The 25,541-nt window shown below is 60.9% G+C and carries 24 protein-coding genes and 1 pseudogene; 4 read left to right on the forward strand and 21 right to left on the reverse strand.

What is annotated here, in order from left to right:
• The first annotated feature begins 633 nt into the window (after nt 1-633).
• Nucleotides 634-861 (forward strand): hypothetical protein, encoded by a 228-nt coding sequence (locus HNP49_RS05675; protein WP_184681409.1) that lies wholly within the window; start codon nt 634-636, stop codon nt 859-861.
• Between the two features lie 171 nt (nt 862-1,032).
• Here the strand turns inward: HNP49_RS05675 and HNP49_RS05680 are convergent, their stop codons facing one another.
• Together HNP49_RS05680 and HNP49_RS05685 are read right to left on the reverse strand one after the other, a co-directional pair.
• The gene (locus HNP49_RS05680) at nt 1,033-1,758 is read right to left on the reverse strand and encodes an RNA methyltransferase (RefSeq protein WP_184681411.1); all 726 of its coding nucleotides are present in this window, start codon (nt 1,756-1,758) and stop codon (nt 1,033-1,035) included.
• A gap of 11 nt (nt 1,759-1,769) precedes the next feature.
• On the reverse strand, nt 1,770-3,389 hold the full coding sequence (locus tag HNP49_RS05685) for an NAD(P)/FAD-dependent oxidoreductase (RefSeq protein WP_184681412.1): 1,620 nt from the start codon (nt 3,387-3,389) through the stop codon (nt 1,770-1,772).
• Between the two features lie 247 nt (nt 3,390-3,636).
• Here HNP49_RS05685 and rlmE point away from each other — a divergent pair, with 247 nt between their 5' ends.
• Complete coding sequence (rlmE, locus tag HNP49_RS05690) at nt 3,637-4,257, forward strand: 23S rRNA (uridine(2552)-2'-O)-methyltransferase RlmE (RefSeq protein ID WP_184681413.1); 621 nt, start codon at nt 3,637-3,639, stop codon at nt 4,255-4,257.
• 31 nt (nt 4,258-4,288) lie between these two features.
• On the opposite strand, the gene HNP49_RS05695 is transcribed toward rlmE, so the two are convergent.
• On the reverse strand, nt 4,289-4,789 hold the full coding sequence (locus HNP49_RS05695; protein ID WP_184681414.1) for a hypothetical protein: 501 nt from the start codon (nt 4,787-4,789) through the stop codon (nt 4,289-4,291).
• 319 nt (nt 4,790-5,108) lie between these two features.
• Here HNP49_RS05695 and HNP49_RS05700 point away from each other — a divergent pair, with 319 nt between their 5' ends.
• Entirely contained in the window at nt 5,109-5,435 is a 327-nt protein-coding gene (locus HNP49_RS05700) for a hypothetical protein (RefSeq protein WP_184681415.1), read from the forward strand.
• Nucleotides 5,436-5,701: 266 nt separating this feature from the next.
• Here HNP49_RS05700 and HNP49_RS05705 read toward each other — a convergent pair whose 3' ends face one another.
• The 7 genes and pseudogenes from HNP49_RS05705 to HNP49_RS05735 form a co-directional block, all read right to left on the reverse strand.
• On the reverse strand, nt 5,702-7,537 hold the full coding sequence (locus tag HNP49_RS05705) for an amidohydrolase (RefSeq protein ID WP_184681416.1): 1,836 nt from the start codon (nt 7,535-7,537) through the stop codon (nt 5,702-5,704).
• A gap of 150 nt (nt 7,538-7,687) precedes the next feature.
• Entirely contained in the window at nt 7,688-8,962 is a 1,275-nt protein-coding gene (locus HNP49_RS05710; protein WP_184682497.1) for an OmpP1/FadL family transporter, read from the reverse strand.
• 121 nt (nt 8,963-9,083) lie between these two features.
• Nucleotides 9,084-11,072 (reverse strand): amidohydrolase, encoded by a 1,989-nt coding sequence (locus HNP49_RS05715; protein WP_221445121.1) that lies wholly within the window; start codon nt 11,070-11,072, stop codon nt 9,084-9,086.
• Between the two features lie 137 nt (nt 11,073-11,209).
• Complete coding sequence (locus tag HNP49_RS05720) at nt 11,210-12,310, reverse strand: FUSC family protein (RefSeq protein ID WP_184681417.1); 1,101 nt, start codon at nt 12,308-12,310, stop codon at nt 11,210-11,212.
• On the reverse strand, nt 12,303-13,322 hold the full coding sequence (mdtN, locus tag HNP49_RS05725) for a multidrug transporter subunit MdtN (RefSeq protein ID WP_184681419.1): 1,020 nt from the start codon (nt 13,320-13,322) through the stop codon (nt 12,303-12,305). The genes HNP49_RS05720 and mdtN overlap by 8 nt, the downstream gene beginning before the upstream one ends.
• Nucleotides 13,319-13,621, reverse strand: a complete 303-nt coding sequence (locus HNP49_RS05730; RefSeq protein ID WP_311772072.1) for a YtcA family lipoprotein — start codon at nt 13,619-13,621, stop codon at nt 13,319-13,321. Before HNP49_RS05730 ends, mdtN begins: the two co-directional genes overlap by 4 nt.
• A gap of 420 nt (nt 13,622-14,041) precedes the next feature.
• Nucleotides 14,042-14,263 (reverse strand): annotated as a pseudogene (locus tag HNP49_RS05735) (transposase); the annotation flags it as partial.
• Between the two features lie 260 nt (nt 14,264-14,523).
• Here HNP49_RS05735 and HNP49_RS05740 point away from each other — a divergent pair.
• Complete coding sequence (locus tag HNP49_RS05740; protein WP_184681425.1) at nt 14,524-15,702, forward strand: GGDEF domain-containing protein; 1,179 nt, start codon at nt 14,524-14,526, stop codon at nt 15,700-15,702.
• 202 nt (nt 15,703-15,904) lie between these two features.
• On the opposite strand, the gene HNP49_RS05745 is transcribed toward HNP49_RS05740, so the two are convergent.
• The 11 genes from HNP49_RS05745 to HNP49_RS05795 all read right to left on the reverse strand — a co-directional run bounded on the left by HNP49_RS05745 (nt 15,905) and on the right by HNP49_RS05795 (nt 25,535).
• Nucleotides 15,905-16,120, reverse strand: a complete 216-nt coding sequence (locus HNP49_RS05745; protein WP_184681427.1) for a molybdopterin-binding protein — start codon at nt 16,118-16,120, stop codon at nt 15,905-15,907.
• A gap of 40 nt (nt 16,121-16,160) precedes the next feature.
• Nucleotides 16,161-16,961, reverse strand: a complete 801-nt coding sequence (ssuB, locus tag HNP49_RS05750) for an aliphatic sulfonates ABC transporter ATP-binding protein (RefSeq protein ID WP_184681428.1) — start codon at nt 16,959-16,961, stop codon at nt 16,161-16,163.
• The gene (gene ssuC, locus HNP49_RS05755; protein ID WP_184681430.1) at nt 16,958-17,752 is read right to left on the reverse strand and encodes an aliphatic sulfonate ABC transporter permease SsuC; all 795 of its coding nucleotides are present in this window, start codon (nt 17,750-17,752) and stop codon (nt 16,958-16,960) included. Before ssuC ends, ssuB begins: the two co-directional genes overlap by 4 nt.
• A gap of 145 nt (nt 17,753-17,897) precedes the next feature.
• Entirely contained in the window at nt 17,898-19,046 is a 1,149-nt protein-coding gene (gene ssuD, locus HNP49_RS05760) for an FMNH2-dependent alkanesulfonate monooxygenase (RefSeq protein WP_184681432.1), read from the reverse strand.
• A gap of 52 nt (nt 19,047-19,098) precedes the next feature.
• Nucleotides 19,099-20,073 (reverse strand): sulfonate ABC transporter substrate-binding protein, encoded by a 975-nt coding sequence (locus HNP49_RS05765; protein WP_184681434.1) that lies wholly within the window; start codon nt 20,071-20,073, stop codon nt 19,099-19,101.
• Between the two features lie 82 nt (nt 20,074-20,155).
• Nucleotides 20,156-20,743 carry an NADPH-dependent FMN reductase gene (gene ssuE / locus HNP49_RS05770; protein WP_184681436.1) on the reverse strand — a complete coding sequence of 196 codons (588 nt, stop codon included), beginning with the start codon at nt 20,741-20,743 and terminating at the stop codon, nt 20,156-20,158.
• Nucleotides 20,744-20,753: 10 nt separating this feature from the next.
• Complete coding sequence (locus tag HNP49_RS05775; protein WP_184681438.1) at nt 20,754-21,392, reverse strand: peroxiredoxin; 639 nt, start codon at nt 21,390-21,392, stop codon at nt 20,754-20,756.
• A 53-nt stretch (nt 21,393-21,445) separates the two neighbouring features.
• On the reverse strand, nt 21,446-22,771 hold the full coding sequence (locus HNP49_RS05780; RefSeq protein ID WP_184681440.1) for an OprD family porin: 1,326 nt from the start codon (nt 22,769-22,771) through the stop codon (nt 21,446-21,448).
• A gap of 289 nt (nt 22,772-23,060) precedes the next feature.
• Complete coding sequence (locus HNP49_RS05785) at nt 23,061-24,209, reverse strand: acyl-CoA dehydrogenase family protein (protein WP_184681442.1); 1,149 nt, start codon at nt 24,207-24,209, stop codon at nt 23,061-23,063.
• Nucleotides 24,210-24,384: 175 nt separating this feature from the next.
• Nucleotides 24,385-24,984 (reverse strand): recombination mediator RecR, encoded by a 600-nt coding sequence (gene recR / locus HNP49_RS05790; protein WP_184681444.1) that lies wholly within the window; start codon nt 24,982-24,984, stop codon nt 24,385-24,387.
• A gap of 224 nt (nt 24,985-25,208) precedes the next feature.
• Nucleotides 25,209-25,535: a YbaB/EbfC family nucleoid-associated protein gene (locus tag HNP49_RS05795; protein ID WP_184681446.1), complete on the reverse strand. Its 327-nt coding sequence runs from the start codon at nt 25,533-25,535 to the stop codon at nt 25,209-25,211.
• Between the last annotated feature and the right edge of the window lie 6 nt (nt 25,536-25,541).

The following is a 25,541-nucleotide window of genomic DNA, read 5'->3' on the forward strand; positions in this document are numbered from 1 at the left end:
CCCAGCCCTCTATCCCGCAGCCGCATATAGTGCCGCAGCCCACGGCCCAGCCGAAGCCTGTGGGCACTGCGTATCAGGTGCCGCCGCTGCCCCAGCCCTCTATCCCGCAGCCGCATATAGTGCCGCAGCCCACGGCCCAGCCGAAGCCTGTGGGCACTGCGTATCAGGTGCCGCCGCTGCCCCAGCCTTCTATCCCGCTGCCGCATATAGCGCCGCAGCCCACGCCCCAGCCGAAGCCTGTGGGCACGGCGTATCAGGTGCCGCCGCTGCCCCAGCCCTCTATCCCGCAGCCGCATATAGTGTCGCAGCCCACGGCCCAGCCGAAGCCTGTGAGCACTGCGTATCAGGTGCCGCCGCTGCCCCAGCCCTCTATCCCGCAACCGCATATAGCGCAGAAACCCACGGCCCAGCCGAAGCCTGTAGGCAGTGCGTATCAAGTGCCGCCGCTGCCCCAGCCCTCTATCCCGCAACCGCATATAGCGCAGAAACCTACGCCCCAGTCGAAGCCTGTGGGCAGTGCGTATCAAGTGCCGCCACTTGCGACCGGCACACAACGTCCGGTTATGCAGCTCACAGGCAGCAGCCAGCGCCCACACCCGACACCCGACACCGGGCCAGCAGCACACCGGACACATGCTGGTCACCCACCAGCCCTTGCCGGCAGTGCCCGGTGCTCTGGCGGGCACTGCAGAGGGGCAATACGGGCTGGAGATGATCGAACCCGGCATCGAGAACCACCGCGTAGAGGTCTACCGCAGCGGGGATGTCCGTGAAACCACCTACCACGACAACATCCCAGTCGATACAGGCGGTTTCAACCTGACGGTTATTGGTACCCGCAACCCCGACTATATGCACTGATCCCAGTTACCTGCTTGCACAAAAAAGCCCGGCCAATGCCGGGCTTTTTCTTCTGAGCCACTCAGACCAGCTCGTCGAGACACTCGGCGACTATCGCCTAGCGGCCAACGCTTGAACATTCAACGGTCGACTCGCAGGGCCTTGCACCCGGCAGAGGGGCAAGCTGAGCCCTTAGCGGTTCAGCTCGTAGGCGCACATATTGACCGTGGTGGCCAGGTTCAGCGACTCGATTGCGCCGCAGCCGGCAATGGTGAACGGCCGGGCGCCCAGTGCGTTGAGCTGTTCACGCGGCACACCGCGCGCCTCATTGCCAAACAGGTAGCAATCGAAGGCCTTGAAGCTGGCCGACTGCACCGGCTCGCCCTGCATATCCAGGCAGGCGATTCGCGCAAAGCGGGTGCCCAGGGACTCCAGCTCCACGTCCAGCTCCAGCGGCGCATGGAAGATGGCGCCCATGCTGGAGCGCACCACCTTGGGGTTGTACGGATCGACGCTGGCGGGGCTGAGCAGGCAGCGGAAACCGCCGAACCAGGCCAGGGTGCGCAGGATGGTGCCGAGGTTGCCCGGGTCCTGGATTTCATGCAGGTAAATGGCACGCTCGCCCGGGGCCGCCGCCGGCGGCGTCAGCGCCGCCATCGGCACCACGGCCAGGATGCCCTGCGGGGTCTGGGTGTCGGCGATCTGCGCCATCTGCCGGTCGCTGATCACCTGGGTCTTGAACGGGCTTTGCCAGTGTTCGTAGGCCGCGGTGACATACAGCTGGCTGGCGAGCAGCGCGGGGTTGTGCAGCGCCGCCTTCTGCAGCTCCAGCAGCAGATGCTCGCCCTCCACCAGAAAATGACCGAACTCGGCCCGGTACTTTTTCTGCTGCAGCTTCTTGATGTCGTCGAGTTTCATCGCGGAGGCCCTCAGTGGCTCTGCTCGGCCAGGATCGACTTGGCCAGCGCCTCGGCGACCTTGATGCCGTCCACGCCCGCCGAGAGGATGCCGCCGGCATAGCCGGCGCCCTCGCCGGCCGGGTACAGGCCCTTGAGGTTGAGGCTCTGCAGAGTCTCGTGGTCGCGGGTGATACGCACCGGCGAGCTGGTACGGGTTTCGATGCCGGTGAGCACCGCGTCATCGCGGTCGAAGCCGCGAATCTGCTTGCCGAACACCGGCAGCGCCTCGCGGATGGCCTCGATCGCGTAGTCCGGCAGCGAGGGCGCCAGGTCGCCCAGGCGTATGCCGGGCTTGTAGGAAGGTTCCACCTCGCCCAGTTCGCTCGACGGTACGCCGCGAATGAAGTCGCCGACCAGCTGCGCCGGCGCACAGTAATCGCTGCCACCCAGTTCATAGGCGCGCGACTCCAGACGTTCCTGCAGCTCCACGCCAGCCAGCGGGCCGCCGGGGAAATCCTGCTCCGGGTGGATGCCGACGACGATGCCGGAGTTGGCATTGCGCTCGTTGCGCGAGTACTGGCTCATGCCGTTGGTCACCACGCGGCCCGGCTCGGACGTAGCCGCGACCACGGTGCCGCCCGGGCACATGCAGAAGCTGTAGACCGCGCGGCCGTTCTTGGCGTGGTGCACCAGCTTGTAGTCGGCGGCGCCCAGCTCCGGATGGCCGGCGTACTTGCCCAGGCGGGCCTGGTCGATCAGGCCTTGCGGGTGCTCGATGCGGAAACCCACGGCAAACGGCTTGGCTTCGATGAACACGCCCTGGCGGTGCAGCATGCGGAAGGTGTCGCGCGAGCTGTGACCCAGCGCCAGCACCACATGGCGGCTGCGCAGGGTTTCGCCGCTGGCCAGCACCACACCCTCCAGCTGGCCGTCGTCGATCAGCAGGTCGGTGACCTTGCTTTCGAAACGCACCTCGCCGCCCAGGGCGATGATCTCCTCGCGCATGGCCGCCACCACGCCGGTGAGGCGGAAGGTGCCGATGTGCGGCTTGCTGACGTACATGATTTCTTCCGGCGCGCCGGCGCGGACGAACTCGTGCATCACCTTGCGCGCGTAGAACTTCGGGTCCTTGATCTGGCTGTAGAGCTTGCCGTCGGAGAACAGGCCGGCCCCACCCTCGCCGAACTGCACGTTGGACTCCGGGGTCAGGACCTTCTTGCGCCACAGGGCCCAGGTGTCCTTGGTGCGGCTGCGTACATCCTTGCCGCGCTCCAGCACGATCGGCTTGAAGCCCATCTGCGCCAGCAGCAGTGCGGCGAACAGGCCGCAGGGGCCGAAGCCGACGACCAGCGGCCGCTCGCTCAGTTCGGCCGGCGCCTGGCCGACCGGGTAGTAGCGGGTGTCCGGGGCCGGGCGGATATGCGGGTCTGCGCCAAGGCGCGCGAGGATGGCCGCCTCGTCGCGGGCCTGCAGATCGATGATGTAGATGAACAGGATGACGCTGTTCTTCTTGCGCGCATCGTAGCTGCGCTTGAAGACGGTGAAGTTCAGCAGGTCGGCATCGGCAATGCACAGGCGGCGGACGATGGCCTGACGCAACTCATCGGCGGAATGATCAAGAGGCAGGGACAGTTCGTTGATGCGAATCATGGCGGTAATCCTGGCCGGTGACTCCGGCAAAGGAAGCAACAAAAGGAGGGAGTAAGGCGCAATTGTACCCGCCGCCACCGCCCCCTGTCAGGCCCGGCCTGCGCGCCCTCTGGCAGGCGCAGGCATGCCCGTCCGCCCCGTGGATTTAACCTACGGCCTGTTATCGGCCTATAATCGCCGCCACTTTGCGGCCAACCGCCCTCTCACTGGCCGCTCCTCACTTTGATTTACCCGGGTCAGCCCTCTCATGAAACGCTCCAAAAGCAGCAGCCGCTGGCTGAATGAACACGTCAACGATCCCTACGTCAAACGGGCGCAGAAGGACGGTTTGCGTTCCCGCTCCAGCTACAAACTGATGGAGCTGAACGAGAAGGACAAGCTGATCCGCCCCGGCATGCTGGTCATGGACCTGGGCTCGGCGCCCGGCGGATGGTCGCAGGTGGCCGGCAAGCTGGTGGGTGAAAAGGGCCGCGTGCTGGCCACTGACATTCTGCCGATGGATGGCCTGGACAACGTCGACTTCATCCAAGGCGACTTCACCGACAATGCCGTGTTCCAGCAACTGCTCGACAAGCTCGACGGCAGGCAACCCGACCTGATCGTCTCCGACATCGCCCCCAATATCAGCGGCGTGGCCGCCGCCGACCAGGCCGCCTCGATGTACCTGGTCGAACTCACCCTCGACATGGTGCGCCAGGTGCTCAAGCCCGGCGGCAACTATGCGGTCAAGGTATTCCAGGGCGAAGGCTCGGACGAGTTCCTCAAGGATGTGCGCAGTTCCTTCGAGAAAGTCTTCATCCGCAAACCGGAAGCCTCCCGCCCGCGCTCGCGCGAGGTGTATCTGGTGGCCAAGGGCTTCAAGGGCTAAGCCCCCGCGGTCAACGGAGGCTGCGCGTCCGTCACTGGCCCCGGGTGTTGGCAGCAGCGCCCGCGTATTTCTGCTGCAGGATCGTCGAGGCTTCGTTGTACGCTGCCTGAAACGCCTCGCTGCTGACCCAGCGCACGGCCGCATCCTCGTCTTCGCCGTGGAAGATGCCGCGGTAGACGATCAGCAGGCCCATCATGAAGTCGAGGGCAGCCTCCTCGGCTTCCTCTGCGACCACCAGCTCCAGCACCGGGTACTGCAGAAAGATCAGGCACATCGCCAGCAGGCTGATGCCTTCCCCCACCTTCATCGCCTGAAACAGATCTTCGAAGTGCGCCGGGTCGAATCCGTTTTCTTCGATGTCCTGGAAATCGAAGGTGCTGAGATCGATTTCGACATCATCGAACGGCTCGTTGACCAGCGGGTTGGCCAGGAGAGGATGAATGACATTGGCCTTGGCAGGGCCTGGACGGCCCGGCCTGGCCTGGGCAGTGGCCCGCCTGGCGTTTCTGCGTGGTTTACCCGGTGAAGCCATGAGGAGGTTCCTTATGTTCGGCCGCCATGTGCATGGCTGGAGGAGTCGGGCACAAATTGTATTCAGTCCTGAGCGGGAGCGATGACCGGGGAAGCAGATTTTCCGTGTTAAAGGCCACAGCGAGAACCAGGCAAGCCCGACAACAAGCGGCCTTTGGCAGCAGGCAGGGACCTCATTCCATGCCGACGCAATTAGGTAAATCGCCATGAATTTCAAAAAATGAAATAGTCAAATAACAATCAGGGATATTCTTTCAAAAAGCTATTGTTGAGAGACTTTCCTCAACGCCGGAAACGGCACTCAACCTGAGGATCTCGTCATGCAAAACACTACTCGCCAAAACCGTTTCATCTCTGTCGTCCTGCTCGGCAGCCTGATCACCCTTGGCAGCGCTTCGTCCTACGCCGCCGACGGCAGTGACCGCCTGAAGCTCAAAGCCGCTCCAGTTGCCAGCAAACTGCAGCGTCTGGCCGAAGATGGCAGCGAGCGGTCGCGTCAGCGACAGCAACACAGCGACAGCCAGAGCCATGAAAATGTGCGACTGGCGGAAGACGGCAGCGAACGCAGTCACCTCCACTGGCTCAAGCGTCAACTGGATGTGGCTGAAGATGGTGCCGATCGTTTGCTGGCATCACGCAAAGCGTGACCCTTGCTCTCCTGCTGCCAGCCCCTGAGCGTACCTCGCTCGGGGGCTTCTTATTGAATGGCGCGCAGCTACGGCAAACAACTCCGTCTGCCCCCGACTTGATCGATAGCCATCAGAAGTCATAGGCAGAAACCGGCCGACTGCGGTCGTTCGTGAGAGGCGGCCACCTGCCAAAAGCAGCCATTGAGCGCAGCTACAAAATCTGGGGCGACTCAAACCGCAGCATACAGCCCGCCTATCAGGCGTCTTTCAGCGGGCGGCATATGTCAGTGATGAGCATGCACCAGTCCGGCGTGACCAAGCGCTCGGCTTGCGACGGCGAAACAGGCATCGGAAGCCGCACAGCTTTCCAGCGCCCCCCCTTGCGCCACGGCCTTATCGCGACGATAGACGCTCTTACCTTCCTTGATGGTCTCAAGCACCTTGATATCTGCAATCTTCAGTGGTTCAACGGTCAGCGGATTGGCATCAAGAACCACAAAGTCGGCTAGCTTGCCAACCTCCAGAGAGCCCTTCTCTTTTTCCTCGAAGTGCTGATAGGCCGACCAGAGGGTATGGGCTTTCAGCGCCACCAGAGGTGTAGTCCGATGCTCCGGGCCGAGCACCTGGCCACTGCGGGTCACGCGATTGACCGTGGATGAAATAACCCGCATCGCATCAGGCATCGCAACCGGTGCGTCATGGTGGGACGTGAAGATCATGTTGCGCTCGATCGCCCACCCGGTCGGGGAGATGTTGGTCGCACGATCTGCGCCCAGCACGGAGTCCCGATGCCAGTCCCCCCAGTAGAAGGTGTGCATCGGAAAGAACGACGGAATGATGCCCAGCGCCTTGAACTGCTCGACCTGGTCAAGGCGGGAAGTCTGCGCATGGATCGCAACCGGACGGCGATCCGCCATGCCGTATTTCTTTTCGGCCGCACGCACGGCATTGAGGTATTGATCGATGGCCGCATCGCCATTCACATGCGCCAGAACCTGCCAGTTGTTCTTGAACGCCTGATCGACGAAACCGTTGACCTGCTGATCAGTGAACGCCGAATAGCCGTGATAATCCGCCGGTTGCCCAGCCGGGACCTTGAAATAAGGCTTGGTGAGCCAGGCCGTCTTGCCCTGCGGCGAGCCGTCCAGCGTGAGCTTGATACCGCCAATGCGGAAGTGATCCGAATAGCTGCGTGACAGCCACGGAGCCTTCATCGCGTCGATGCCCACGGTGATGTCGGGATAGGCCACAACATCGATATCCAGCTTTCCGCTTTTGGCCACGGCTTCCATGGTGGCGACTGAATCAAGCGAGCCTTTGCCTTCCTGTGCGGTGGTATAGCCAAAGCTTTTGTACAGGCTGACACCAGCACTGAAGAGCGCCTTGTTGGCATCGGGACTGAGCTTGCTCATCAGGCCGAAGAGCTGGGCAAAAAAGGCATTCTCTTCCAGTACGCCATCCGGTTCCTGAGTGCCTTGCTTGCGACGAATGACGCCGCCTGGCGGGTTTTTCGTGTCCGCCTTGAGACCAAGGATCTCCAGCGCTTTGCTGTTCATTACGCCCAGATGACCCGACTGGTGCACGATCACCACGGGGAGTTCAGTCGATACCAGATCGAGATCGTCCCGGGTTGGATGGCGCTGCTCCTTGAGTTGGGCGTCGTCGTAACCGAAGCCAACAATCCAGCCGTATTTGCCCGTCAGCTTCAGATTCTGCTCGGTCCAGGCCTTCAGCGCGGCCTGCAATTCGGGGATGTTGTTCACGCCGCCGTCGGGGCGCGGCAACAGATTGGCAGAGACCGCCTGAAGGCCGGTGTTGAACACATGGCCATGCGGATCAATAAAGCCAGGCGCCAGTGTGCTGCCTGCCAGATCAGTAACCCGGGTGCTTTCGCCCTTCAGCTTCATCACTTCGTCGCGATAGCCGACCGCAAGGATGCGACCATCTTTGACCGCAATCGCCTCGGCTTCAGGCTGAAGCTCGTTGACGGTGACAATGTCCCCGCCTGTATAGATAGCGTCGGCGGTGATCTTCGCGCCGGACTCGGACTGCGCGTTGACAGCTTGTGTCACGGCGAGGGTCAGTAATGCACATCCAATCGATCTGGCTTTCAGCTTCATTTTGAAATCTCGTGCATCGTGATGAAAGTTAGGAGTTCAGCAGTTTTCGCCGGGTGTCGCCTGCGTGCTGTAATGCAGTGACGCCCCTCAGGCTGATAACTATTTAAATGCTGGCAGCGCAGCCTAAATACTTGCCTGTTTCAGGACTGCTCAAAAATGCCATGTGGCACCGCCGCCGATGATGTGCAGCAGACTGTTTTTGTATTCACCGGAAAGCGTTTGGCCAGACAGTTCTTTGCTTTGCTGCACAGGCATATCGCCCATCCAAACCAGGGTGTACGCCATGTGCAGATCCAGCCCAGCATCCACTTGATAATTGAAGCCAGTAGCCAGACGCCAGTTCTCGGCCATCGGGTTGTCCACGGTGCGGTGCTTATCCTCCACCGCCGAGCTGTCATAGGCCACGCCCATGTTCCAGCGCAGCTTGGGATTGAGCTGATGCTGCGCGCCGAGGGACAGGTGCCAGGTGTCTTGGTACTGGCGGTCGGCTACGGTGGATGTAGTGATCAAATTGCTGTCGATCTCAACGCCGATCCTGCCGAACTCGCTCCAGTCCTGCCAGCCGAGGCTGCCAAGCAGTTTCCAGTCGCCGTTCAACTGATGGGCCAGGCTGGCAGTCAGGGTCTGCGGCACGGTCATGTCGGCGTCAATTCTGTCAGATGTAAACTCACTCAAAGCCATTTCGAGCAGCGGATTACTGACATCATTCAGCTCCGGAGAATCAGAAAAATCCAAGTCCACAGCACTGGTGTACGCAAGTCCAAGTTTGGTTTGCGCGTTCAGTTGGTAGAGCAGACCGAGATTGGCACCTACCCCCCAATCGCTATCCCGGTACTCCAATTGACCATCCTGATCAGCATTGCCGACGCCCGGTAGATTGTTATTGATCGCCGAATCGCTCTTGAAAAATCCATACATGAAGCGTGGCCCCACACCGACGGTAAGGTCATTGGTCAGCTGATAGGCATAGCTCGGTTGCAATGAAATACCAATCACCGTGCTGTTCTGGGCAAAGTAACGGCCCTCCCAGTCATCGTCGTAATCGAGTGCCAGGCCGAAGTTGCCATACAGGGCAAAGCCGATGCTGGAACGATCATCCAGCTCATGGCTGATGAACAGGCTGCTACCTGGCAATGCCACCAGCGGATTGCCCCCTTCATTGCCGCTGTAGCTGTTGCTGCTGTCCCGGGAGAAGCCGAGGTCACCTAGAATCAGCTGGCCGTTGGCATTGATTTGAGTGCCCTGTAGTTCGGCCAGACCGGCAGGGTTGGTCATTTGCACGCTGGGGTCAGTTGCAAGGGCGGCCGCACCGGCGTTGGCCAGCCCCATCCCTTCCTGGCCTGCCTCATACAGGCTGATACCACCCGCCATACTGGCCAGGGGAAACAGCAGCGCAGAGCAGGCAAATAATGAGCGTGAAAACATCAAGGAGCCTCTAGATCGGCAGGTGTTATTCAAGAAGTCGGGATCATAGCGGCGAGTAACTGTTGTGCAGCTGGGCATTAGCCCAGCCTCTTATCGAAGAAAACGAGCGGTAACGCAGCATTTACTGCGTCAGCCCATTACCCGTCACAAAGGATGGCGACACCTGGGCCATACGCATCATCCCGAGGGTGCCATGGTTGTTGCAGCTCTCAGCCTCGGCCTTCAGTTTGGCCAGTGCCTGCGCATCCAGCGGCACCAGAGCCGCCAGGGCGGCACGCTGCTCATCGTTCAACTCCAACCCCGGCTTGGCCGCTGCATACTGACGCACCTCAAGCCCGGGCTGCTGCTGGATATCGCTGACCGGCTGCACGCGGCCACCGAGCACGGTGCCCCACACCTTGATGTCCTTCAGGGCCATGGGCTCAACGCTGTAGGGGTCCGCCTCCAGCACGGTAAAGTCGGCGAACTTGCCGGCCTGGATGCTGCCAATGCGCTCTTCCTCACCGAGTGTGTAGGCCGCATCGATGGTGATCATCTTCAGCGCCTGCTCGACCGTCACTCGCTCATCCGGGGCCAGCACCTTGCCGCTCAGGCCAATCCGGTTGGCCGCGATCCAGGCCCACTCCAGTGGCCGCGGTGGCCCCATGGGGGTATCGGAGTGCAGGCTGACCACGTTGCCGGCATCCAGCAGGGTCTTCAGCCGGGCGGCGGTATGGGCACGGTCGGTTCCGAGCATCGGCGCGTTGTACTCACCGCGGTAATGCACATAGTAGGGATTGACCGAGGCCACGCCGCCCAGTGCCTTGAGCCGGCGGGCCATTTCCGGGGTGGTCAGGCCGAAGTGCTCGACCGTGAAACGGTGATCGAAGCGCGGGTACTGCGCTTGCATCGCCGCCAGGGCATCGAGCGTGGACTGATTGCCCGCGTTGCCGTTGCTATGGATATGCACCTGCATGCCTGCCTTCCACCACGGCAGCATGTTGCGCACGATTTCTTCACCCGGCTGCTGGATGTAAACGCCTTTGCGGCCATCAATGTAGCCAGGCTGATCGACCATCATGCCCAGGCCAATGAAGGAGTCATCGCTGAAGAATTTAACCCCCTTGAACATCAGGGTGTCGGTGGACTTGGCCTCCAGTGATTTGACGAACTCGACGGCCTCGGCCTTTTTCGCCGCCATCACCGTTGCACCGTCGCTCACGGTCACCAGTCGCGTGCGCGTCTGCGGGTCATTGAAGACCTTGTCCAGCAGTACCTGCTCCAGCTCCAGGTTGAAGGTGCCCATCACCAGTTCCGACTGAGTGGTGATGCCGCCCTTGAGGCTCAGATCGAGCATCGAGCGCACTCGGGGAATCGAGCTCTCCAGTTTCAGGTAAGGCGCCAACACTTTTTGCATCACCATCAGGCCCGCGGTGACACCAAGAAACTGGCCATTGAGCTTGCCGTCCGGACCGGCCTGCACACCGTTGACCTTGAGCGCCGCATCGGTGATCTGCTGCTTTTTCAGCAGAGCACTATTGGCGTAGATGAAGTGCCCGGAAGCATCCCAGACGATAATCGGCTGGGTGCTGGAGATGCTGTCCAGCACCTGCTTGTCCAGGTGCCGGCCACCCATGGCCACCACATCCCAGCCCCAGACCAGCACGGTCTCGTTCGGGTCTTTGGCCTCGGCAACGTACTGTTTGATCAGCTTGAGCGCATCCTCGGCATCCTTCACCCCGGGAAAATCCGGGCCATAGGGCTGCGCAGTAGGAATGGCGGAAACCAGCGGCAGGTTGAGTTCAATGCCACCGAGCAGAGGATGGCCATGGGCCTCAACGAAACCAGGCAACACCACCTTGTCTGCCAGGCTCTTGTCCAGCTGGTAGGTCTTGCCCGCCAGCCAGGGCTCCAGATCCTGCAAATCACGCCCCACCGAGAGAATCTTGCCATCCTGCACCGCTACTGTGGTGGCCTGCGGCCAGCCCGGGTCCATGGTGATGAACTTCTTGGCAACAAAGACGGTTATCGGTGTTGCTGCAGTGTCAGCCGCGCTGGCAGAGAGCGTGACAGGCATGGCGACCAGAGCGCCGGCAATCGCCCGAGCAATCCTTGAAACAATGCGACTCATAACCCCTTCCTCCTGATAGGCAGGATCTGCCGGCAAGGGCTGATCCTTGTCATAGTGCGGCTCGGCCAAGCGCAATGAGACCCGCTAAAGTTGGCTAACGGTATCTCAGGTCAGGCAATAAATACATGACACTTTGGTCAATTTCCGACGTCTCCGCCGATCTGATTAGCTCCACTCTCTGGCCAGATGAAGGTTTGCACAACCGCGCTTACCAGTGCTCCCAGTAAGATACCAATCAATCGATCGCGTATTACCGGCAGATCAGTGCTAGGACCAAATGACTCCAACAGTGCAAGGGCATAACAGAAAGCAATTTGAATACCTGCATAGGCAATGCGCTCTGAGCCAGCAGCAATCCAGGCACCCAAAGCGAGCACAGGTAGGCTCATAAGCAATAAACCCACGATACTCTCTAGTCTTGGCATGACGAAAACCATACATGCCAGTGCGAGTGCGCTTCCCACAATGCAGCCGCTCACTCGCAAAAGAATTTTGTGTTGGACAGCTGCCAAACTGGGCATGGCAACGATCAGGCAAGTAAGCATGGCTGTATGAATTCCAGGCCAATCCAGCCCGTTGTACAGCAAGTAGCAGAGCATTGCGGCCAGCCATGCTTTGAGTGCAAAGCGTGGATACGCAGAATTGGTCAGAGCATCAGCGGCGAGCAGGGTCGAATCGCTATTTGATGGTTCAGAAGGAAGCGCAGGCTTCCGAGGGTGAATGACCTCGCTGACCAGTAAGGCAACTACAACTGCGTAGCAACCTGCCACCCATGCCCATAAGCAAGCACGTAGCAGTAGCTCTGGAGTTGGCACTAAATCTACCAAGCTCTGCACATACAGGGTGATTAGGGCAATACAGAAAAATATTGGCCCAAGTCGAGTCGCCCTCATCAGGAAAGCGCATACAAGAAAAACAAGACTGGCCCCAATAATGCGTAGAAGCGGTAGATCATAGGTAAAGCGTAATAGCAGGATTGCAGTGGCGACACCCAATGTGACGCCCAATAACATCAGAACTCCGACCAGGCGAGTCATCGCTAGAGTTGGCTGATTAGCATAGAAAACCATCACCAGAGACAGCGCTAGTAGTGGTACCTGAAGAGACATGGAGATAAGAATAATCAAACTGCACGAGAGCAAGTGACGTGCAACGAGAGCTCCTCTCCCCGGGGTAGGCTGAAGCTCTCGCTGCAGCAAGTGAAACAGCTGAGTTGGATATGCGCTTTGCTCACTCATCAGCGTTAACAGTTTCAATCTGCGCGACTGCGGAAGCTCCCAGGCGGAACAGTTCTGGATCAGCGTTATCCACCCTAATACGTACCGGGAAGCGTTGAGCAACTCGAACCCAGTTAATTGATCGTGCAACCTTGGGAAGCCCGGCTACCTCACTTCCTCCATCATCAGGAAACACACCGTAACCCACCGAGTCGACAATGCCACTAAAGCGACGACTCGTATCACTCATCAGATATACCCGGCTCCGGGATCCGGGGCGAATCCCGGCTAGCTCCGTCTCACGAAAGTTAGCCACTACATACCACTGCCGACTATCGATCATGGTGAATAGGGGACGACCTGCGGCAGCGTACTGTCCGTTAGCGCGCTTTAGTCCGACAATCCGCCCGTCAAATGGCGCGCGAACTACTGAATGCTCGACGCTTAGCTGTGCGCCCGAGATTTTAGCTTCCAGGACTGCCCGCTTCGCCACTAGAGCATCGACCCCGCTCACTGCAGCTTCTGCTTGACTGGCACGAAGCAATGCCGCATCCAAATCAGCGCGAGCGCTGACGTCGGCGGTGCGAGCCTGCTCGAGGCGCTCTGCGGAAACATACCCTTTAGCCTTAAGAGGCAACAGTCGTCGCAGACTATCAGCCGCTTGTATAGACGCTGCTCTGGCGCTAGCCACACTCGCTCGACTGGCCTTGGCGTTAAATTCCTGCGCATCCACTTGGCGCTGGGTCAGTTCAATCTCTTTATTGAGTGCTACCAACGAGGCGCTAGCCTGGCGCAGGGCATCTTCATAAGCGCGAGCATCGATTCGAAATAGCACTTCGCCTTCTCTCACCTGCTGGTTCTCGCGCACAGCCAGCTCAATGATTCGACCGCTGACCTCAGGAGTGATCTCTACAGTATCGGCGTAAACATAGGCATCGTCAGTACGAGGTACCTGATCCAGATACCAGACCACAATAAGCAGCAGACTCAGGGTCAATATTGTTAACAAGAGGAGAGAGAGGCGCCGACTCATGAGGCACCCCGTACAATTGGCCCGAAAAACAACAGCCAACAAACTAGAGAAAACGTGGAGAATAGCAGCGGATAGGTTATAACCGCAGGAGCCAGCCAACTTGCACCGCTTGATACTCTATGCACTACTGCTGTCAGTATTAAGGCTGCCACTGCGCAAAACAGCCAGTCCGGGAAATAAGCTCCAAGCAGGTTTAGCGATGGTGAGTAAGAGCATGCCGATATAGCGCAAGTTAACCCAATAAAAGCACATTTCGCGCTATGTTTAACGAGTGGATGCATCCTATTCCCCTGGAGCATTCTGTTTTCCGCAGACCGTTTCGTTTAAGTCAGGCAGCCATGGCCTTGGCTGCTTGATGATGGAAGCTTGCCTCAACCAGGCAGCCACGACCACTGTGACAAGCGTTGCTGGCGGCCTTACTAAAATCTGCAAGGGATGAACAAGCCGCATTTCTATACCCAAACTAACGTCCTTGCATAGTCTACGTCCCATCTCTGCGCTATAGCGGCGACGGTAATGAGACGAGGCACAATACGGTCACGCGGGGTCTGGTTGCGATCCGACCTTGGTTGAGAGTGCAGCACTGGCGCAAGTGCGGACGAACTGGAGCGCTCAACGCTCACTCAAGCCGCGGGTCTTCATGTGGCGCACCAGATCTCGACGGAGGGGGCACTCATCACACACTCTCGCAAGATCTCTCAGGTGACCTCAACCGCCAGCATCGACTCAGCGAGCATATTCTTCAGACAGGAGTTTTCGCTTTTAAGCTCCTTCAACTGCTTGGCATCCGACACGCTCATCCGACCGAACTTGCTGCGCCAGTGAAGGTAGTATCTGGCATCAGAGAAACCGTGCCGACTGCACAACTCTTTGATCCGCAGCTCTGCCTCGGCTTCGTTCAGATAACCAATGATTTGCTCTTCTGTGAAACGCTTCTTCATGTCCAATCTCCTGGTTACTGGGATTGGATTCCAAAGCTGAGCTCTGTGGAACGAAGCCGGGCCGCCTATTTTTTGGCGTCAAAGACTGGTCTAAATACCAAGGCGACACTATGATCCCGAGCACACACAAAACATCCAGCAGACCTTAAAGCGCTCGCCAAGAACCCTGGACTCGCAGCAGGGCCAGCCAATGGCATAAAGCACTGACAAAGCTGGGGATTTCAATATGTATTGGTACTACTAGCCCTTTTGGCAGCCTCATGGACATCATTCCGATTTACAACCCTAAAACACTTCTTGCGCTCACCAGCCTGCTAACGGTTGCAATGGCAAGCGTCCTCCAGTTGATGTCACTAGCGACCATTCAACGGATTGCTGGTATCAGCTATTGGGCATCCGGCGCGCTGCTGGCTGCGATCGCAAGTTCCCTCATCGTTTTGCGAGACGCGGCCCCAGCTTGGCTCACATTTACATCCGCGAATACGACGGTAATGCTGGCGTACAGCTGCTTTTGGATCGGTAGCGCCAAGTACTTCGGACAGCCGATCAACCTCAAACCATGGGCTGTTTTTTTCGCAACAACCTGGCTTATACAGGCCTACTTCACCTATGGACTGGAAAGCTTGCGCGGACGCTATATAAGCACCACAGGCTTTATCTTCGTCGCCAGTCTTATGCACGCCATGGTATTCGCTCGTGAAATTTATCGAGGTCATACCGTTAATAAGCAGCTCCGTATTGGCACCATCTTCACAGGCTCTTGCATCGTATTTTCAACCTTAATCTTCGGTGCGCGATGGGTGCATGCTGTTGTCCTACCTCAAGACGGGCACGGGATACTGGACACATCATTACCGCAAGTACTGTATCTAGGCGCCTATAGCTTCGGGCTACTGATAATGAGCATCGGCTTTTTATTGCTCGTGTCGGAGAAGATTCGCCGCAACTTCGAAGATTTGGCCATGACTGATGCACTTACAGGTGTTAGCAGTCGGCGCGCGGTTATTGAGGCCGCTCATGATCTTTTTCAACGCAGCCGACGTAACGAACGCCCGTTTGCTCTGATGATGCTTGATCTCGACCATTTCAAGTCGGTCAACGACAAATACGGCCATCAAATCGGCGATCAAGTACTGCAGGCTTTTTGTCGCCGTATAGAAGTAGTACTTCGCAGTTCGGATCTACTCGGCCGGCTTGGTGGGGAGGAATTTGTTGTGCTGATGCCGGATACGAATCTGGGGCAGGCAAAGGAACTTGCGGAGCGGTTGTTAAAGACCTCCTCTGCCGTCAGTGATCCACAGCTGCCAGTACTAACAGCAAGTATCGGAATTTCTGAGTGGCGCCAACACGACAGATCGCTGGATGAATTGTTAGGTCGTGCTGATCGCGCACTCTATGCAGCCAAGACTGAGGGGCGTAATCGAGCGGTGGCAGACTAAGCGCACATGCGCCAGCCTGATAGAGCATCAAACGCCTAGCCGACACTCTGGTCCACGTTCAAAAGTATTCCGCGAGTCGCCCGCGGCTATACACGGCCAACACAATTAGCGTTCCCCCGGCATCAACGCAGCATTGGCGCAAGCCAAACCCCAAGCAGGAAAAGCCCGGCGACAACCGGGCTGATGTCCGTTCAGCCAGCATTTACAACTTGGCGATCGATACCTCGGTGGATTTGACGAAGGCGATCACTTCGCTGCCCACGCCCAGCTCCAGCTCGCGCACGGAACGGGTGGTGATCACCGAAGTGACGATGCCGCCGGCGGTCTGCACGTCGATTTCCGACAGTACGTCGCCGGTGACGATTTCCTTGATGGTGCCTTTGAACTGGTTACGGACGTTGATGGCTTTGATGGTCATGGTCTTGCTCCTTGGATCATGGGTAGGGATGAGGTTTTGCTTAAAGCGCCCAGCGCAATTGCGTGGGCAGGGGTGAAACAGGTTCCGGCTGAGGGGGCAGTTCGGGCAGCGCCAGCACGCGGTTGAGCACCTCGGCCTCCAGCGCAGCCAGCTGCGCCGAGCCACGCGGGCGCGGACGCGGTAGCTCGACGGCCAGGTCCAGGCCGATGCGACCCTCCTCAATCAGGATGACCCGGTCAGCCACCGCCACGGCCTCGGCCACGTCGTGGGTCACCAGCAGCACGGTGAAGCCATGCTGTTGCCACAGGCGCTCGATCAGTTGCTGCATCTCGATGCGGGTCAGCGCATCCAGCGCGCCCAGCGGCTCATCGAGCAGCAGCAGGTGCGGCCGGTGGATCAGTGCCCGGGCCAGGGCCACGCGCTGCTTCTGCCCGCCGGACAGGGCCGCCGGCCAGTCGTTGGCGCGCTCGGCCAGGCCGACGGCCGCCAGCGCCTCCCGTGCCTGGCCACGCCAGTTGCCCGCCAGGCCCAGGCCGACGTTGTCGATGACCCGTTTCCAGGGCAGCAGGCGCGCGTCCTGGAACATCAGCCGGGTATCTTCCCGCGCCGCGCTGAACGAACCCTTGCCAGCCAGCAATTGCCCGGCGCTGGGTTGATCCAGCCCGGCCAGCAGGCGCAGCAGCGTGCTCTTGCCGCAGCCGCTGCGGCCCACCACGGCGACGAACTGGCCAGCCGGAATCTGCAGGTCAATGCCCTTGAGCACCTCCCGTGAACCGAAGGCCTTGCGGATGCCTTCGATCGCGAGGGGAATGCCCTGGCGAATGCTGTGCAACGCAGTCATTGCGCACCAGCCTTGGTCTGGTAGGCCGGGTGCCAGCGCAGCCACACACGTTCAAGGCCACGGGCGGCGACATCCGCCAGCTTGCCGAGCACCGCGTAGAGCAGGATGGCCAGCACCACCACGTCGGTCTGCAGGAACTCGCGGGCATTCATCGCGAGGTAGCCGATGCCGGCGCTGGCGGAAATGGTTTCCGCGACGATCAGGGTCAGCCACATGAAACCGAGGGCAAAGCGCACGCCCACCAGAATCGACGGCAGCGCGCCGGGCAGTATCACCTGACGGAACAGGCCGAAACCCGACAGGCCATAGCTGCGCGCCATCTCAACCAGCGCCGGATCGACGTTGCGGATGCCGTGATAGGTGTTGAGGTAGATGGGGAACAGCGTGCCGAGGGCGACCAGAAAGATCTTCGCGCTCTCGTCGATGCCGAACCACAGGATCACCAGCGGGATCAGCGCCAGGTGCGGCACGTTGCGGATCATCTGCACCGAGCTGTCGAGCAGGCGTTCGCCCCAGGTCGACAGGCCGGTGATAAAGCCAAGCAGCAGACCCAATCCGCCGCCAATGGCAAAGCCGATGGCCGCACGCTGACCGCTGATGGCCAGATGGGTCCAGATTTCACCGCTGGCCAGTAGCGCCCAGCCCGCCTCCAGCACCGCGCTGGGCGCCGGCAGGATGCGCGTGGACAGCCAACCGGCGGCCACCGCGCCCTGCCAGAACGCCAGCAGCGCCAGCGGCAGCGCCCAGGGCGCGAGACGCAGGCCGATTCTGTGTAGCTTGTGCGTTGACATGACAACGCTCCTTTCTGTCATTACGTGCTTAACAAGTGCCCTCACCCCAACCCTCTCCCGCAGGGAGAGGGAGAGGTCCGCGCAGAGTGCAATCAGTGCCTCGAACATCCCCTCTCCCCCTGGGAGAGGGATAGGGTGAGGGGCCTCAACGCTGTGCCGCGGCCTTGGGCAGGATGTCGCTGGAGATCATCTCGCCGAAGGGGCTGACATAGCCGCGCGACGCGGGTCGCTCCGGCTGGGCGATGTCCAGGTGCGGGAACAGCAGTTCGGCGACCCGGTACGACTCTTCCAGGTGCGGATAGCCGGAGAAGATGAAGGTGTCGATGCCCAGTGCCGCGTACTCCCTGACCCGCTCGGCCACGGTCGGGCCGTCACCGACCAGCGCGGTGCCGGCACCGCCACGCACCAGGCCGACGCCGGCCCAGAGGTTGGGGCTGACTTCCAGCTTGTCCTTGCGCCCGCCATGCAGCGCCGCCATGCGCTGCTGGCCCACCGAGTCGAAACGCGCCAGCGACGCCTGGGCACGGGCGATGGTGTCGTCATCCAGATGGGTGATCAGGCGCTCGGCCGCGGCCCAGGCCTCTTCCGTGGTCTCGCGCACGATCACGTGCAGGCGGATACCGAATCGCACCGTGCGACCGAGTTTCGCGGCCTTCTCGCGGACCTCGGCAATCTTCTCGGCGACCGCCGCCGGCGGCTCGCCCCAGGTCAGGTACATCTCCACCTGCTCGGCGGCCAGGTCATGGGCAGCAGCCGAGGAACCGCCGAAATACAGCGGCGGACGCGGCTGCTGGATCGGCGGGTAAAGCAACTTGGCGCCCTTGACCTGAATGTGCGTGCCGTCATAGTCCACCGTCTCGCCTTCCAGCACGCGACGCCAGATGCGGGTGAACTCCACCGAGGCTTCGTAGCGCTCCTCGTGGGACAGGTTCAGGCCATCACCGGCCAGTTCGTCCGGATCGCCACCGGTCACCAGGTTGAACAGTGCGCGACCGCCGGACAGCCGGTCCAGCGTCGCCGCCTGACGCGCCGCCACGGTGGGAGAAATGATCCCCGGGCGCAGGGCGACGAGGAACTTGAGGCGCTGCGTCACCGGAATCAGCGAAGCCGCCACCAGCCAGGAATCCTCGCAGGAACGGCCGGTGGGAATCAGTACACCGCCAAATCCCAGCCGGTCGGCGGCCTGGGCGATCTGGGTGAGGTAGCCGTGGTCGACGGCGCGGGCCCCTTCGGCGGTGCCCAGGTACTTGCCATCACCATGGGTGGGCAGGAACCAGAAAATATTCAGGCTCATGGAGTAGTCTCCTTAAAGGATGCCCCTCCCCCGACGGGAGAGGGGCTGAGGCTTACTGCTGCGCGACCTTGGCCAGCGCTCCAACTGGCGGAGTCCAGATCACGTCCTTGATGCTCAGCTTTTTCGGGATCAGCCTGAGCTCGGTGAAGGTGTCGGCGATCTTCTGCTGCGCCTGCACCACGGCCGGGGTCAGCGGCTGGGCACCATAGCCCTGGCGCTTGACGGCCACCCTGGTGATCTCCGGCGACAGGCCGAGCAGTGGCGCCACCTGAGCCGTTACCGCATCCGGGTCGGCCTTGGAGTCCTCACCCACGCCACGCACTTCCTCGATCAGGATGTTGATCACCTGCGGGTGCTTCTGCGCATAAGGCCGGGTGGCCAGGTAGAACTGGTGGTTGTCGACCAGCCCTTCGCCATTGCGCAGGCTGCGGGCCTGCAGTTGCTGCTCGGCGGCGGCCAGGAACGGGTCCCAGATCACCCAGGCATCCACGCTGCCGCGCTCGAAAGCCGCGCGCGCATCGGCTGGCGGCAGGTAGACCGGGGTGACGTCGCTGATCGACAGACCGGCATCTTCCAGCGCCCGCACCAGCAGGTAGTGGACGTTGGAGCCCTTGTTCAGGGCGACCTTCTTGCCCTTGAGGTCGGCAACCGAGCTCAGCGACGAACCCTTGGGCACCAGAATCGCCTCGCTGGTCGGTGCCGGCGGCTCGTAGGCCACATAGAGCAGATCGGCCCCGGCCGCCTGGGCGAACACCGGCGGCGTCTCGCCGGTGACACCGAAGTCCACCGAGCCGACGTTGAGCCCTTCGAGCAGCTGCGGGCCGCCGGGGAACTCGGTCCAGGTGACCTTGACGCCCTGCTCGGCCAGGCGTTTTTCCAGGGTGCCCTTGGCCTTGAGCAGGACCAGGGTGCCGTATTTCTGATAGCCGATCCGCAGTTCTTCGGCCTGGGCTTGCGTGATGGCGCCGAATGAAATGGCCGCGGCAAACAGGGCGACCAGACTCCGACGCAAGGTAATGGTGCGCATGGCGCTCTCCTTTGCGATTGCTATGAGGGGTTGGCTACCTGCTCGCCCGTTGTCGGGCCAGTGAGGGAGGATGAAGCCTGTGTCAGATACTCCAACGGGCGTTGACCAGCCGGTCGTTGAGTTCGTGAGGCTCCAGCGGTTTTGGCCGCCGGGCCAGGGCCGTGAAAAAGTGATCCAGGCTGCTGTCGAGACGCTCTGCCAGCGCTGGGTCCAGATCCACTCCCTCGGCGCGGTAGGCGATCTGCTTGTCTTCGGCGAACACGCCCTGAAGCATTTCCTGGGCCTTGAGCGATGCCAGCACCGGCTTCAGCGCATAGTCCACCGCCAGCATGTGAGCGCTGCTGCCGCCGGTGGCAATCGGCAGCACCACCTTGTGCTGCAAGGCACGCTCGGGCAGCAGGTCGAGCAGGGTTTTCAGCGCTCCGGAAAACGACGCCTTGTACACCGGCGTCGCCACCAGAAGACCATCAGCCCGCTCCACCTGCTCGCTGAAGGCGCGCACCGCCGGGCTGTCGAAGCGCGCGTGAAGCAGGTCCTCGGCCGGGAAATCGCGGACCTGGAACCCGTTCACCGCAACCCCGCGCACCTCCAGCCAGCGCTGGGCATAGGCCAGCAGCGCGGCCGAACGCGAGGTGAGACTGGGGCTGCCGCCGATAGAAACCACAAGCATGGTCGGCTCCCTAGCGGTTGGGCTGCGGGGTCAGGCGCAGATAAGGCTTCACCGCGCGGTAGCCCCTGGGGAAGCGCTGCTTGATCTCGTCTTCATCCTTGAGCGACGGCACGATCACCACCTCGTCACCGTCCTGCCAGTTGGCCGGAGTGGCGACCTTGTGGCTGTCGGTCAGTTGCAGCGAATCGATCACCCGCAGGATCTCGTGAAAATTGCGCCCGGTGCTGGCCGGGTAGGTAATGATCAGCCGTACCTTCTTGTTCGGATCGATGATGAACAGCGAACGCACCGTGAGGGTGTCGTTGGCATTCGGGTGGATCAGGTCGTACAGATCGGAAACCTTGCGGTCGGCATCGGCCAGAATCGGGAAGTTGACCTGGGTGTTCTGCGTTTCGTTGATGTCGTCGATCCAGCGCAGGTGCGAATCCACCGGGTCCACAGACAGTGCGATGGCCTTGACGCCACGTATGGCGAACTCGTCGCGCAGCTTGGCGGTCAGGCCCAGCTCGGTGGTGCACACCGGGGTGAAGTCGGCCGGGTGGGAGAAAAGAATTCCCCAGCTGTCGCCCAGCCACTCGTGGAAACGGATACGACCCTCGCTGGAGTCCTGTTCGAAGTCGGGGGCGATGTCGCCCAGTCGAATGCTCATGTGGTGCCTCCTCGGGCTGGTGGTGCGGAGCGCTCGGGCGCTCCGCGAAAGGTTCAGAGCAGCGGCAGGCTGTAGCTGATGATCAGGCGGTTCTCGTCCTGGTCGGCGGCGGCATTGCCACGCAGGCTGGCGTTACGCCAGGAGAAGCCCAGGCCCTTGAGCGGACCGTCCTGCAGGGCGTAGTCGAGGCGGAAATCGCGCTCCCACTCCTTCTGCTCGCCACCGGCCGCCTGGATGTTGTCGCCCGACAGGTAGGTGGCCACGGCCTTCAGCCCCGGCACGCCGACCTTGCTGAAGTCGTAGGCGTACTCGGCCAGCCAGGTGCGCTCACCGGAGGACAGGAACTTGCCGATCTGGCGGTCGGTGATCAGGTAGGCGGTGGCACCATCCCCCTGATTGAGGAACGGGAAGGCGCTGTCACCCTCGACCTGCTGGTAGCCGGCGCTCAGCGCATGACTGCCCAGGGTGTAGGTGAACAGAGCGCTCCAGGTGTCGTTATCAACCTCGCCACGGTTGGCATCGCCGGCTTCCCAGTAGCCGCTGCTCTTGTAGCCTTCGGCACGACCGGCGGCGTTGCCGTTCTTGCCGTCGGAGCTGCTGTGGAAATAGCGCAGGTCGGACTTCAAGGCGCCCGGTCCAATCGCCCAGTTGTGGGTCAGGCCGAGGAAGTGCTGCTGGTAGAAGTCTTCCAGATTGCCGTAGTAGTACTGCGCTAGCAGGTCCTTGCCGATCTTGTAGTCACCACCGGCAAAGCGGAACTGGTTGCTGAACTGGCCGGTCTTGGCATTGTTGGCGCCGCCAATCGACAGGCCTTCGTTGCTGCTGGAGCTGCGGCCCTTGGCGTGTTCCAGCTGGCCGCCGATCAGGGTCAGGTTGTCGATTTCGCTGGAGGTGATCTGGCCGCCCTCGAAGGTCTGCGGCAGCAGGCGACCGTCGTTGAAGGTCACCACCGGCAGCTTCGGCTGCAGCGTGCCGAGACGGGCTTCGGTCTTGGACAGGCGTACCTTGCCGGTCAGGCCCAGGCTGCTGAACTGATCTTCGGCACGGCCGTCGCTGTCGGTAGGGAATACAGTGCCGGAGTACTTGTTCGAGTCCGGGTTGTAGTGGCGGCCCTTGCCCGAATCGAGCTTCACGCCCAGCAGGCCCAGCGCATCCACACCGACACCGACGGTGCCTTCGGTATAGCCAGAGGTGTAATTGAACTGAAAGCCCTGCCCCCATTCTTCCTGGGTGTTGGCGTCCTGGTTGCGGGTGTCTTGATTGATGTAGAAATTGCGCAGGCCAAGGGTGGCCTTGCTGTCTTCGACGAAGCCGGCAGCGCCAGCCTGTTGGGCGATAAGGCCGAGGGCGATGGCCAGCGGCAGGGATTGGTAGTTCATGCGTCAAGCTCCAGATGCAGTCGGGTGTGCGTGTTGGCACTGCAGTGGGGCTCGATCGTGCCGGCGTCTGTGCGCGGCTGATGGTGAGATGAGCCCCATTCTATGGGCTCGGTGCGGTGGTCCGCTGTCGGCTTGGAGCTGACTCTAGGGGAAAGCTTAAATTCCTCAAAAGAATTATTAATTATTTTTTTATAACCAAATTAAAAAATCAATTTAACTGATTCGCAGACAACAAAACGCCGGAGGATGCTGCTGCATCCTCCGGCGCTTGGATCAGCGAATAGCGGGCTTACAACCCAAGCTGCTTGCTGATGATCTCGTTCATCACTTCGCGCGTGCCGCCGCCGATGGACAGGATACGGTTGTCGCGGTACAGCCGTTCGACCAACGACTCGCGCATGAAACCCATGCCGCCGAGAATCTGCGTGGCGTCGTAGGTAATGCGGTCGGAAACATCGGTGGCGAAGTTCTTGGCCATGGAGATTTCCTTTATCACGCTCTTGCCGGCAGCCATCTTCGCGGCCTGGCGATAGGTAAACTCGCGGGACACTTCCAGCTGCGTAGCCATCTCGGCCAGGCGATGTTTGAGGACCTGGAACTTGCCGATCGGCTTACCGAAGGCATCGCGCTCCTTGGCCCAGCGGGTGGCCTCCTCCAGCGCCAACTGCGAGGTCATGTTGGCCATGATCGCCAGCGACAGGCGCTCGCTCTGGAAGTTGGCCATGATGCAGGCAAAGCCCATGTTTTCCACGCCGATAAGGTTCTCCACCGGTACCAGGCAGTTGTCGAAGAACAGCTCGGCGGTATCCGACGCCCACCAGCCCATCTTCTTCAACGAGCGGCCCACGGTGAAGCCCGGCGTGCCCTTCTCGATGAGCAGCAGGCTGACGCCGCCAAAGCCGTCGCCACCGGTACGTACCGCCACGGTGTAGTAATCGGCGCGCACACCGCTGGTGATGAAGGTCTTGCTGCCGCTGACGCGGTAGAAATCCCCCTCCTTCACGGCACGGGTCTTGAGGTTGGCCACATCCGAACCACCGCTGGGCTCAGTCACGGCCAGAGCCATGATCTTCTCGCCGGCCAGTACCTCGGGCACCACCCGGTCACGCACGGCCGGCTTGGCCCACTTCAGGACCGGCGGCAGGCCGATGTCCAGCGAGCCAAGCCCCGCCACCAGACCACCCGAGCCACAGCGCATCAGCTCTTCGCTGGCCGCCACCTTGGCAAAGATATCGCCCTCGTGGCTGCCACCAAACTGCTCGGGGTAGCCGATACCGAGGATGCCGGCAGCACCCGCCGTACGATACAGCTCGCGGGGAAACTCCTCGGCCTCTTCCCAGTCGGCCACATGCGGCAGGATCTCGCGCTCGACGAAGCGGCGCACGGAATCGCGCACCATCTGGTGATCCTGATTGAAGTATTCCTGAAAGGCAGACATGAGCGGCTCCGGTAGCGGTTTAGGCGACCATACCTAGCGCTTGCTTGGTTTGCAAGGTGACACTCCAGCCATCGCTCACGGCACTTCCGTCACGCCCACCGTACGTCGCGCACAGGCCAGCGACGCGCACAAGGCACGGGCCAAATAAAGAAGGATCAGGAAAAGCTGGCGAGCGTTACTCGACCATCGGCCGACGCCCTGCAAGGGCATGGGCCAGGGTGCCACCATCAACCAGTTCCAGCTCACCGCCCAGCGGCACGCCGTGGGCGATCCGGGTCAGGCTGAGGCCCTTACCGAGCAGCATCTGCGCGATGTAGTGCGCGGTTGCCTCACCTTCCACCGTCGGGTTGGTGGCCAGGATGATCTCGCTGAAACTGCCCGCCGCAATGCGCGCGAGCAACTCCGGAATGCCGATGGCTTCCGGCCCGAGGCCATCAAGCGGCGACAGGTGCCCCTTGAGCACAAAATAGCGCCCACGGTAGCCGGTCTGCTCGACGGCAAACACGTCCAGCGGACCTTCAACCACGCACAACAGCGAATCGTCACGGCGTGGATCGGCACACTGCGGGCAGAGGTGATCCTCACTGAGAGTCCGGCACTGGGAACAGTGCCCTACCCCTTCCATTGCCGCCGTCAGCGCCTGAGCCAGACGCAAACCACCACTGCGATCGCGCTCAAGCATCTGCAACGCCATGCGCTGCGCCGTCTTCTGCCCGACACCGGGAAGGATGCGCAGTGAATCGATCAGTTGGCGAATCAGCGGGCTGAAGCTCATGGGCGGGTACTCGTGAACGGAGTGAAGCGATCAATCGTGCAGCGCGGCCATACGGCAGCCGAATCTACCAGGTCTGGACGGCATAGCACTGAGCAAGGTGCGTTCAGGCGATGTGCAGGGCTAGGCGCGAGAAGGCGTGGGCACCGGAGTTTACTGGCTGTAAATGAGGATGCCCGCGCCTTTGAGCAACGACGCCCTGTGCGTCGCCTGGGCGCGCCGGATTATCAGAAGGGCATTTTGAAGCCGGGCGGCAGCTGCATCCCTGCTCCAAAGCCGGCCATTTTTTCCTGGCTGGCCTGTTCGATCTTGCGCACGGCATCGTTCACCGCCGCGGCGATCAGGTCTTCAAGGATGTCCTTGTCTTCCTGCAGCAGGCTGTCGTCCAGGCTCACGCGCTTGACGTCGTGACGACCGGTCATCACCACCTTGACCAGGCCGGCACCGGACTCGCCAGTGGTCTCGGCGTTGGCGAGCTCTTCCTGCATCTTCTGCATGCGTTCCTGCATCTGCTGCGCCTGCTTCATCAGGCCGGCCATGCCACCTTTCATCATGTGTGC

It is taken from the genome of Pseudomonas fluvialis, from assembly GCF_014207935.1.
GTDB lineage: Bacteria > Pseudomonadota > Gammaproteobacteria > Pseudomonadales > Pseudomonadaceae > Aquipseudomonas > Aquipseudomonas fluvialis_A.

What these genes read in the sequence shown, in the direction of transcription:
- HNP49_RS05680 (WP_184681411.1), bottom strand. Translation starts at nt 1,758, where the DNA reads ATGAAACTCGACGACATCAAGAAGCTGCAGCAGAAAAAGTACCGGGCC.
- ssuE (WP_184681436.1), bottom strand. Translation starts at nt 20,743, where the DNA reads ATGCTTGTGGTTTCTATCGGCGGCAGCCCCAGTCTCACCTCGCGTTCG.
- HNP49_RS05780 (WP_184681440.1), bottom strand. Translation starts at nt 22,771, where the DNA reads ATGAACTACCAATCCCTGCCGCTGGCCATCGCCCTCGGCCTTATCGCC.
- HNP49_RS05705 (WP_184681416.1), bottom strand. Translation starts at nt 7,537, where the DNA reads ATGAAGCTGAAAGCCAGATCGATTGGATGTGCATTACTGACCCTCGCC.
- rlmE (WP_184681413.1), top strand. Translation starts at nt 3,637, where the DNA reads ATGAAACGCTCCAAAAGCAGCAGCCGCTGGCTGAATGAACACGTCAAC.
- HNP49_RS05700 (WP_184681415.1), top strand. Translation starts at nt 5,109, where the DNA reads ATGCAAAACACTACTCGCCAAAACCGTTTCATCTCTGTCGTCCTGCTC.
- ssuC (WP_184681430.1), bottom strand. Translation starts at nt 17,752, where the DNA reads ATGTCAACGCACAAGCTACACAGAATCGGCCTGCGTCTCGCGCCCTGG.
- HNP49_RS05720 (WP_184681417.1), bottom strand. Translation starts at nt 12,310, where the DNA reads ATGAGTGAGCAAAGCGCATATCCAACTCAGCTGTTTCACTTGCTGCAG.
- recR (WP_184681444.1), bottom strand. Translation starts at nt 24,984, where the DNA reads ATGAGCTTCAGCCCGCTGATTCGCCAACTGATCGATTCACTGCGCATC.
- HNP49_RS05775 (WP_184681438.1), bottom strand. Translation starts at nt 21,392, where the DNA reads ATGAGCATTCGACTGGGCGACATCGCCCCCGACTTCGAACAGGACTCC.
- HNP49_RS05795 (WP_184681446.1), bottom strand. Translation starts at nt 25,535, where the DNA reads ATGATGAAAGGTGGCATGGCCGGCCTGATGAAGCAGGCGCAGCAGATG.
- HNP49_RS05765 (WP_184681434.1), bottom strand. Translation starts at nt 20,073, where the DNA reads ATGCGCACCATTACCTTGCGTCGGAGTCTGGTCGCCCTGTTTGCCGCG.
- HNP49_RS05710 (WP_184682497.1), bottom strand. Translation starts at nt 8,962, where the DNA reads ATGTTTTCACGCTCATTATTTGCCTGCTCTGCGCTGCTGTTTCCCCTG.
- mdtN (WP_184681419.1), bottom strand. Translation starts at nt 13,322, where the DNA reads ATGAGTCGGCGCCTCTCTCTCCTCTTGTTAACAATATTGACCCTGAGT.
- ssuB (WP_184681428.1), bottom strand. Translation starts at nt 16,961, where the DNA reads ATGACTGCGTTGCACAGCATTCGCCAGGGCATTCCCCTCGCGATCGAA.
- HNP49_RS05730 (WP_311772072.1), bottom strand. Translation starts at nt 13,621, where the DNA reads ATGCTCCAGGGGAATAGGATGCATCCACTCGTTAAACATAGCGCGAAA.
- HNP49_RS05685 (WP_184681412.1), bottom strand. Translation starts at nt 3,389, where the DNA reads ATGATTCGCATCAACGAACTGTCCCTGCCTCTTGATCATTCCGCCGAT.
- HNP49_RS05785 (WP_184681442.1), bottom strand. Translation starts at nt 24,209, where the DNA reads ATGTCTGCCTTTCAGGAATACTTCAATCAGGATCACCAGATGGTGCGC.
- HNP49_RS05675 (WP_184681409.1), top strand. Translation starts at nt 634, where the DNA reads ATGCTGGTCACCCACCAGCCCTTGCCGGCAGTGCCCGGTGCTCTGGCG.
- HNP49_RS05695 (WP_184681414.1), bottom strand. Translation starts at nt 4,789, where the DNA reads ATGGCTTCACCGGGTAAACCACGCAGAAACGCCAGGCGGGCCACTGCC.
- HNP49_RS05740 (WP_184681425.1), top strand. Translation starts at nt 14,524, where the DNA reads ATGGACATCATTCCGATTTACAACCCTAAAACACTTCTTGCGCTCACC.
- HNP49_RS05715 (WP_221445121.1), bottom strand. Translation starts at nt 11,072, where the DNA reads ATGAGTCGCATTGTTTCAAGGATTGCTCGGGCGATTGCCGGCGCTCTG.
- ssuD (WP_184681432.1), bottom strand. Translation starts at nt 19,046, where the DNA reads ATGAGCCTGAATATTTTCTGGTTCCTGCCCACCCATGGTGATGGCAAG.
- HNP49_RS05745 (WP_184681427.1), bottom strand. Translation starts at nt 16,120, where the DNA reads ATGACCATCAAAGCCATCAACGTCCGTAACCAGTTCAAAGGCACCATC.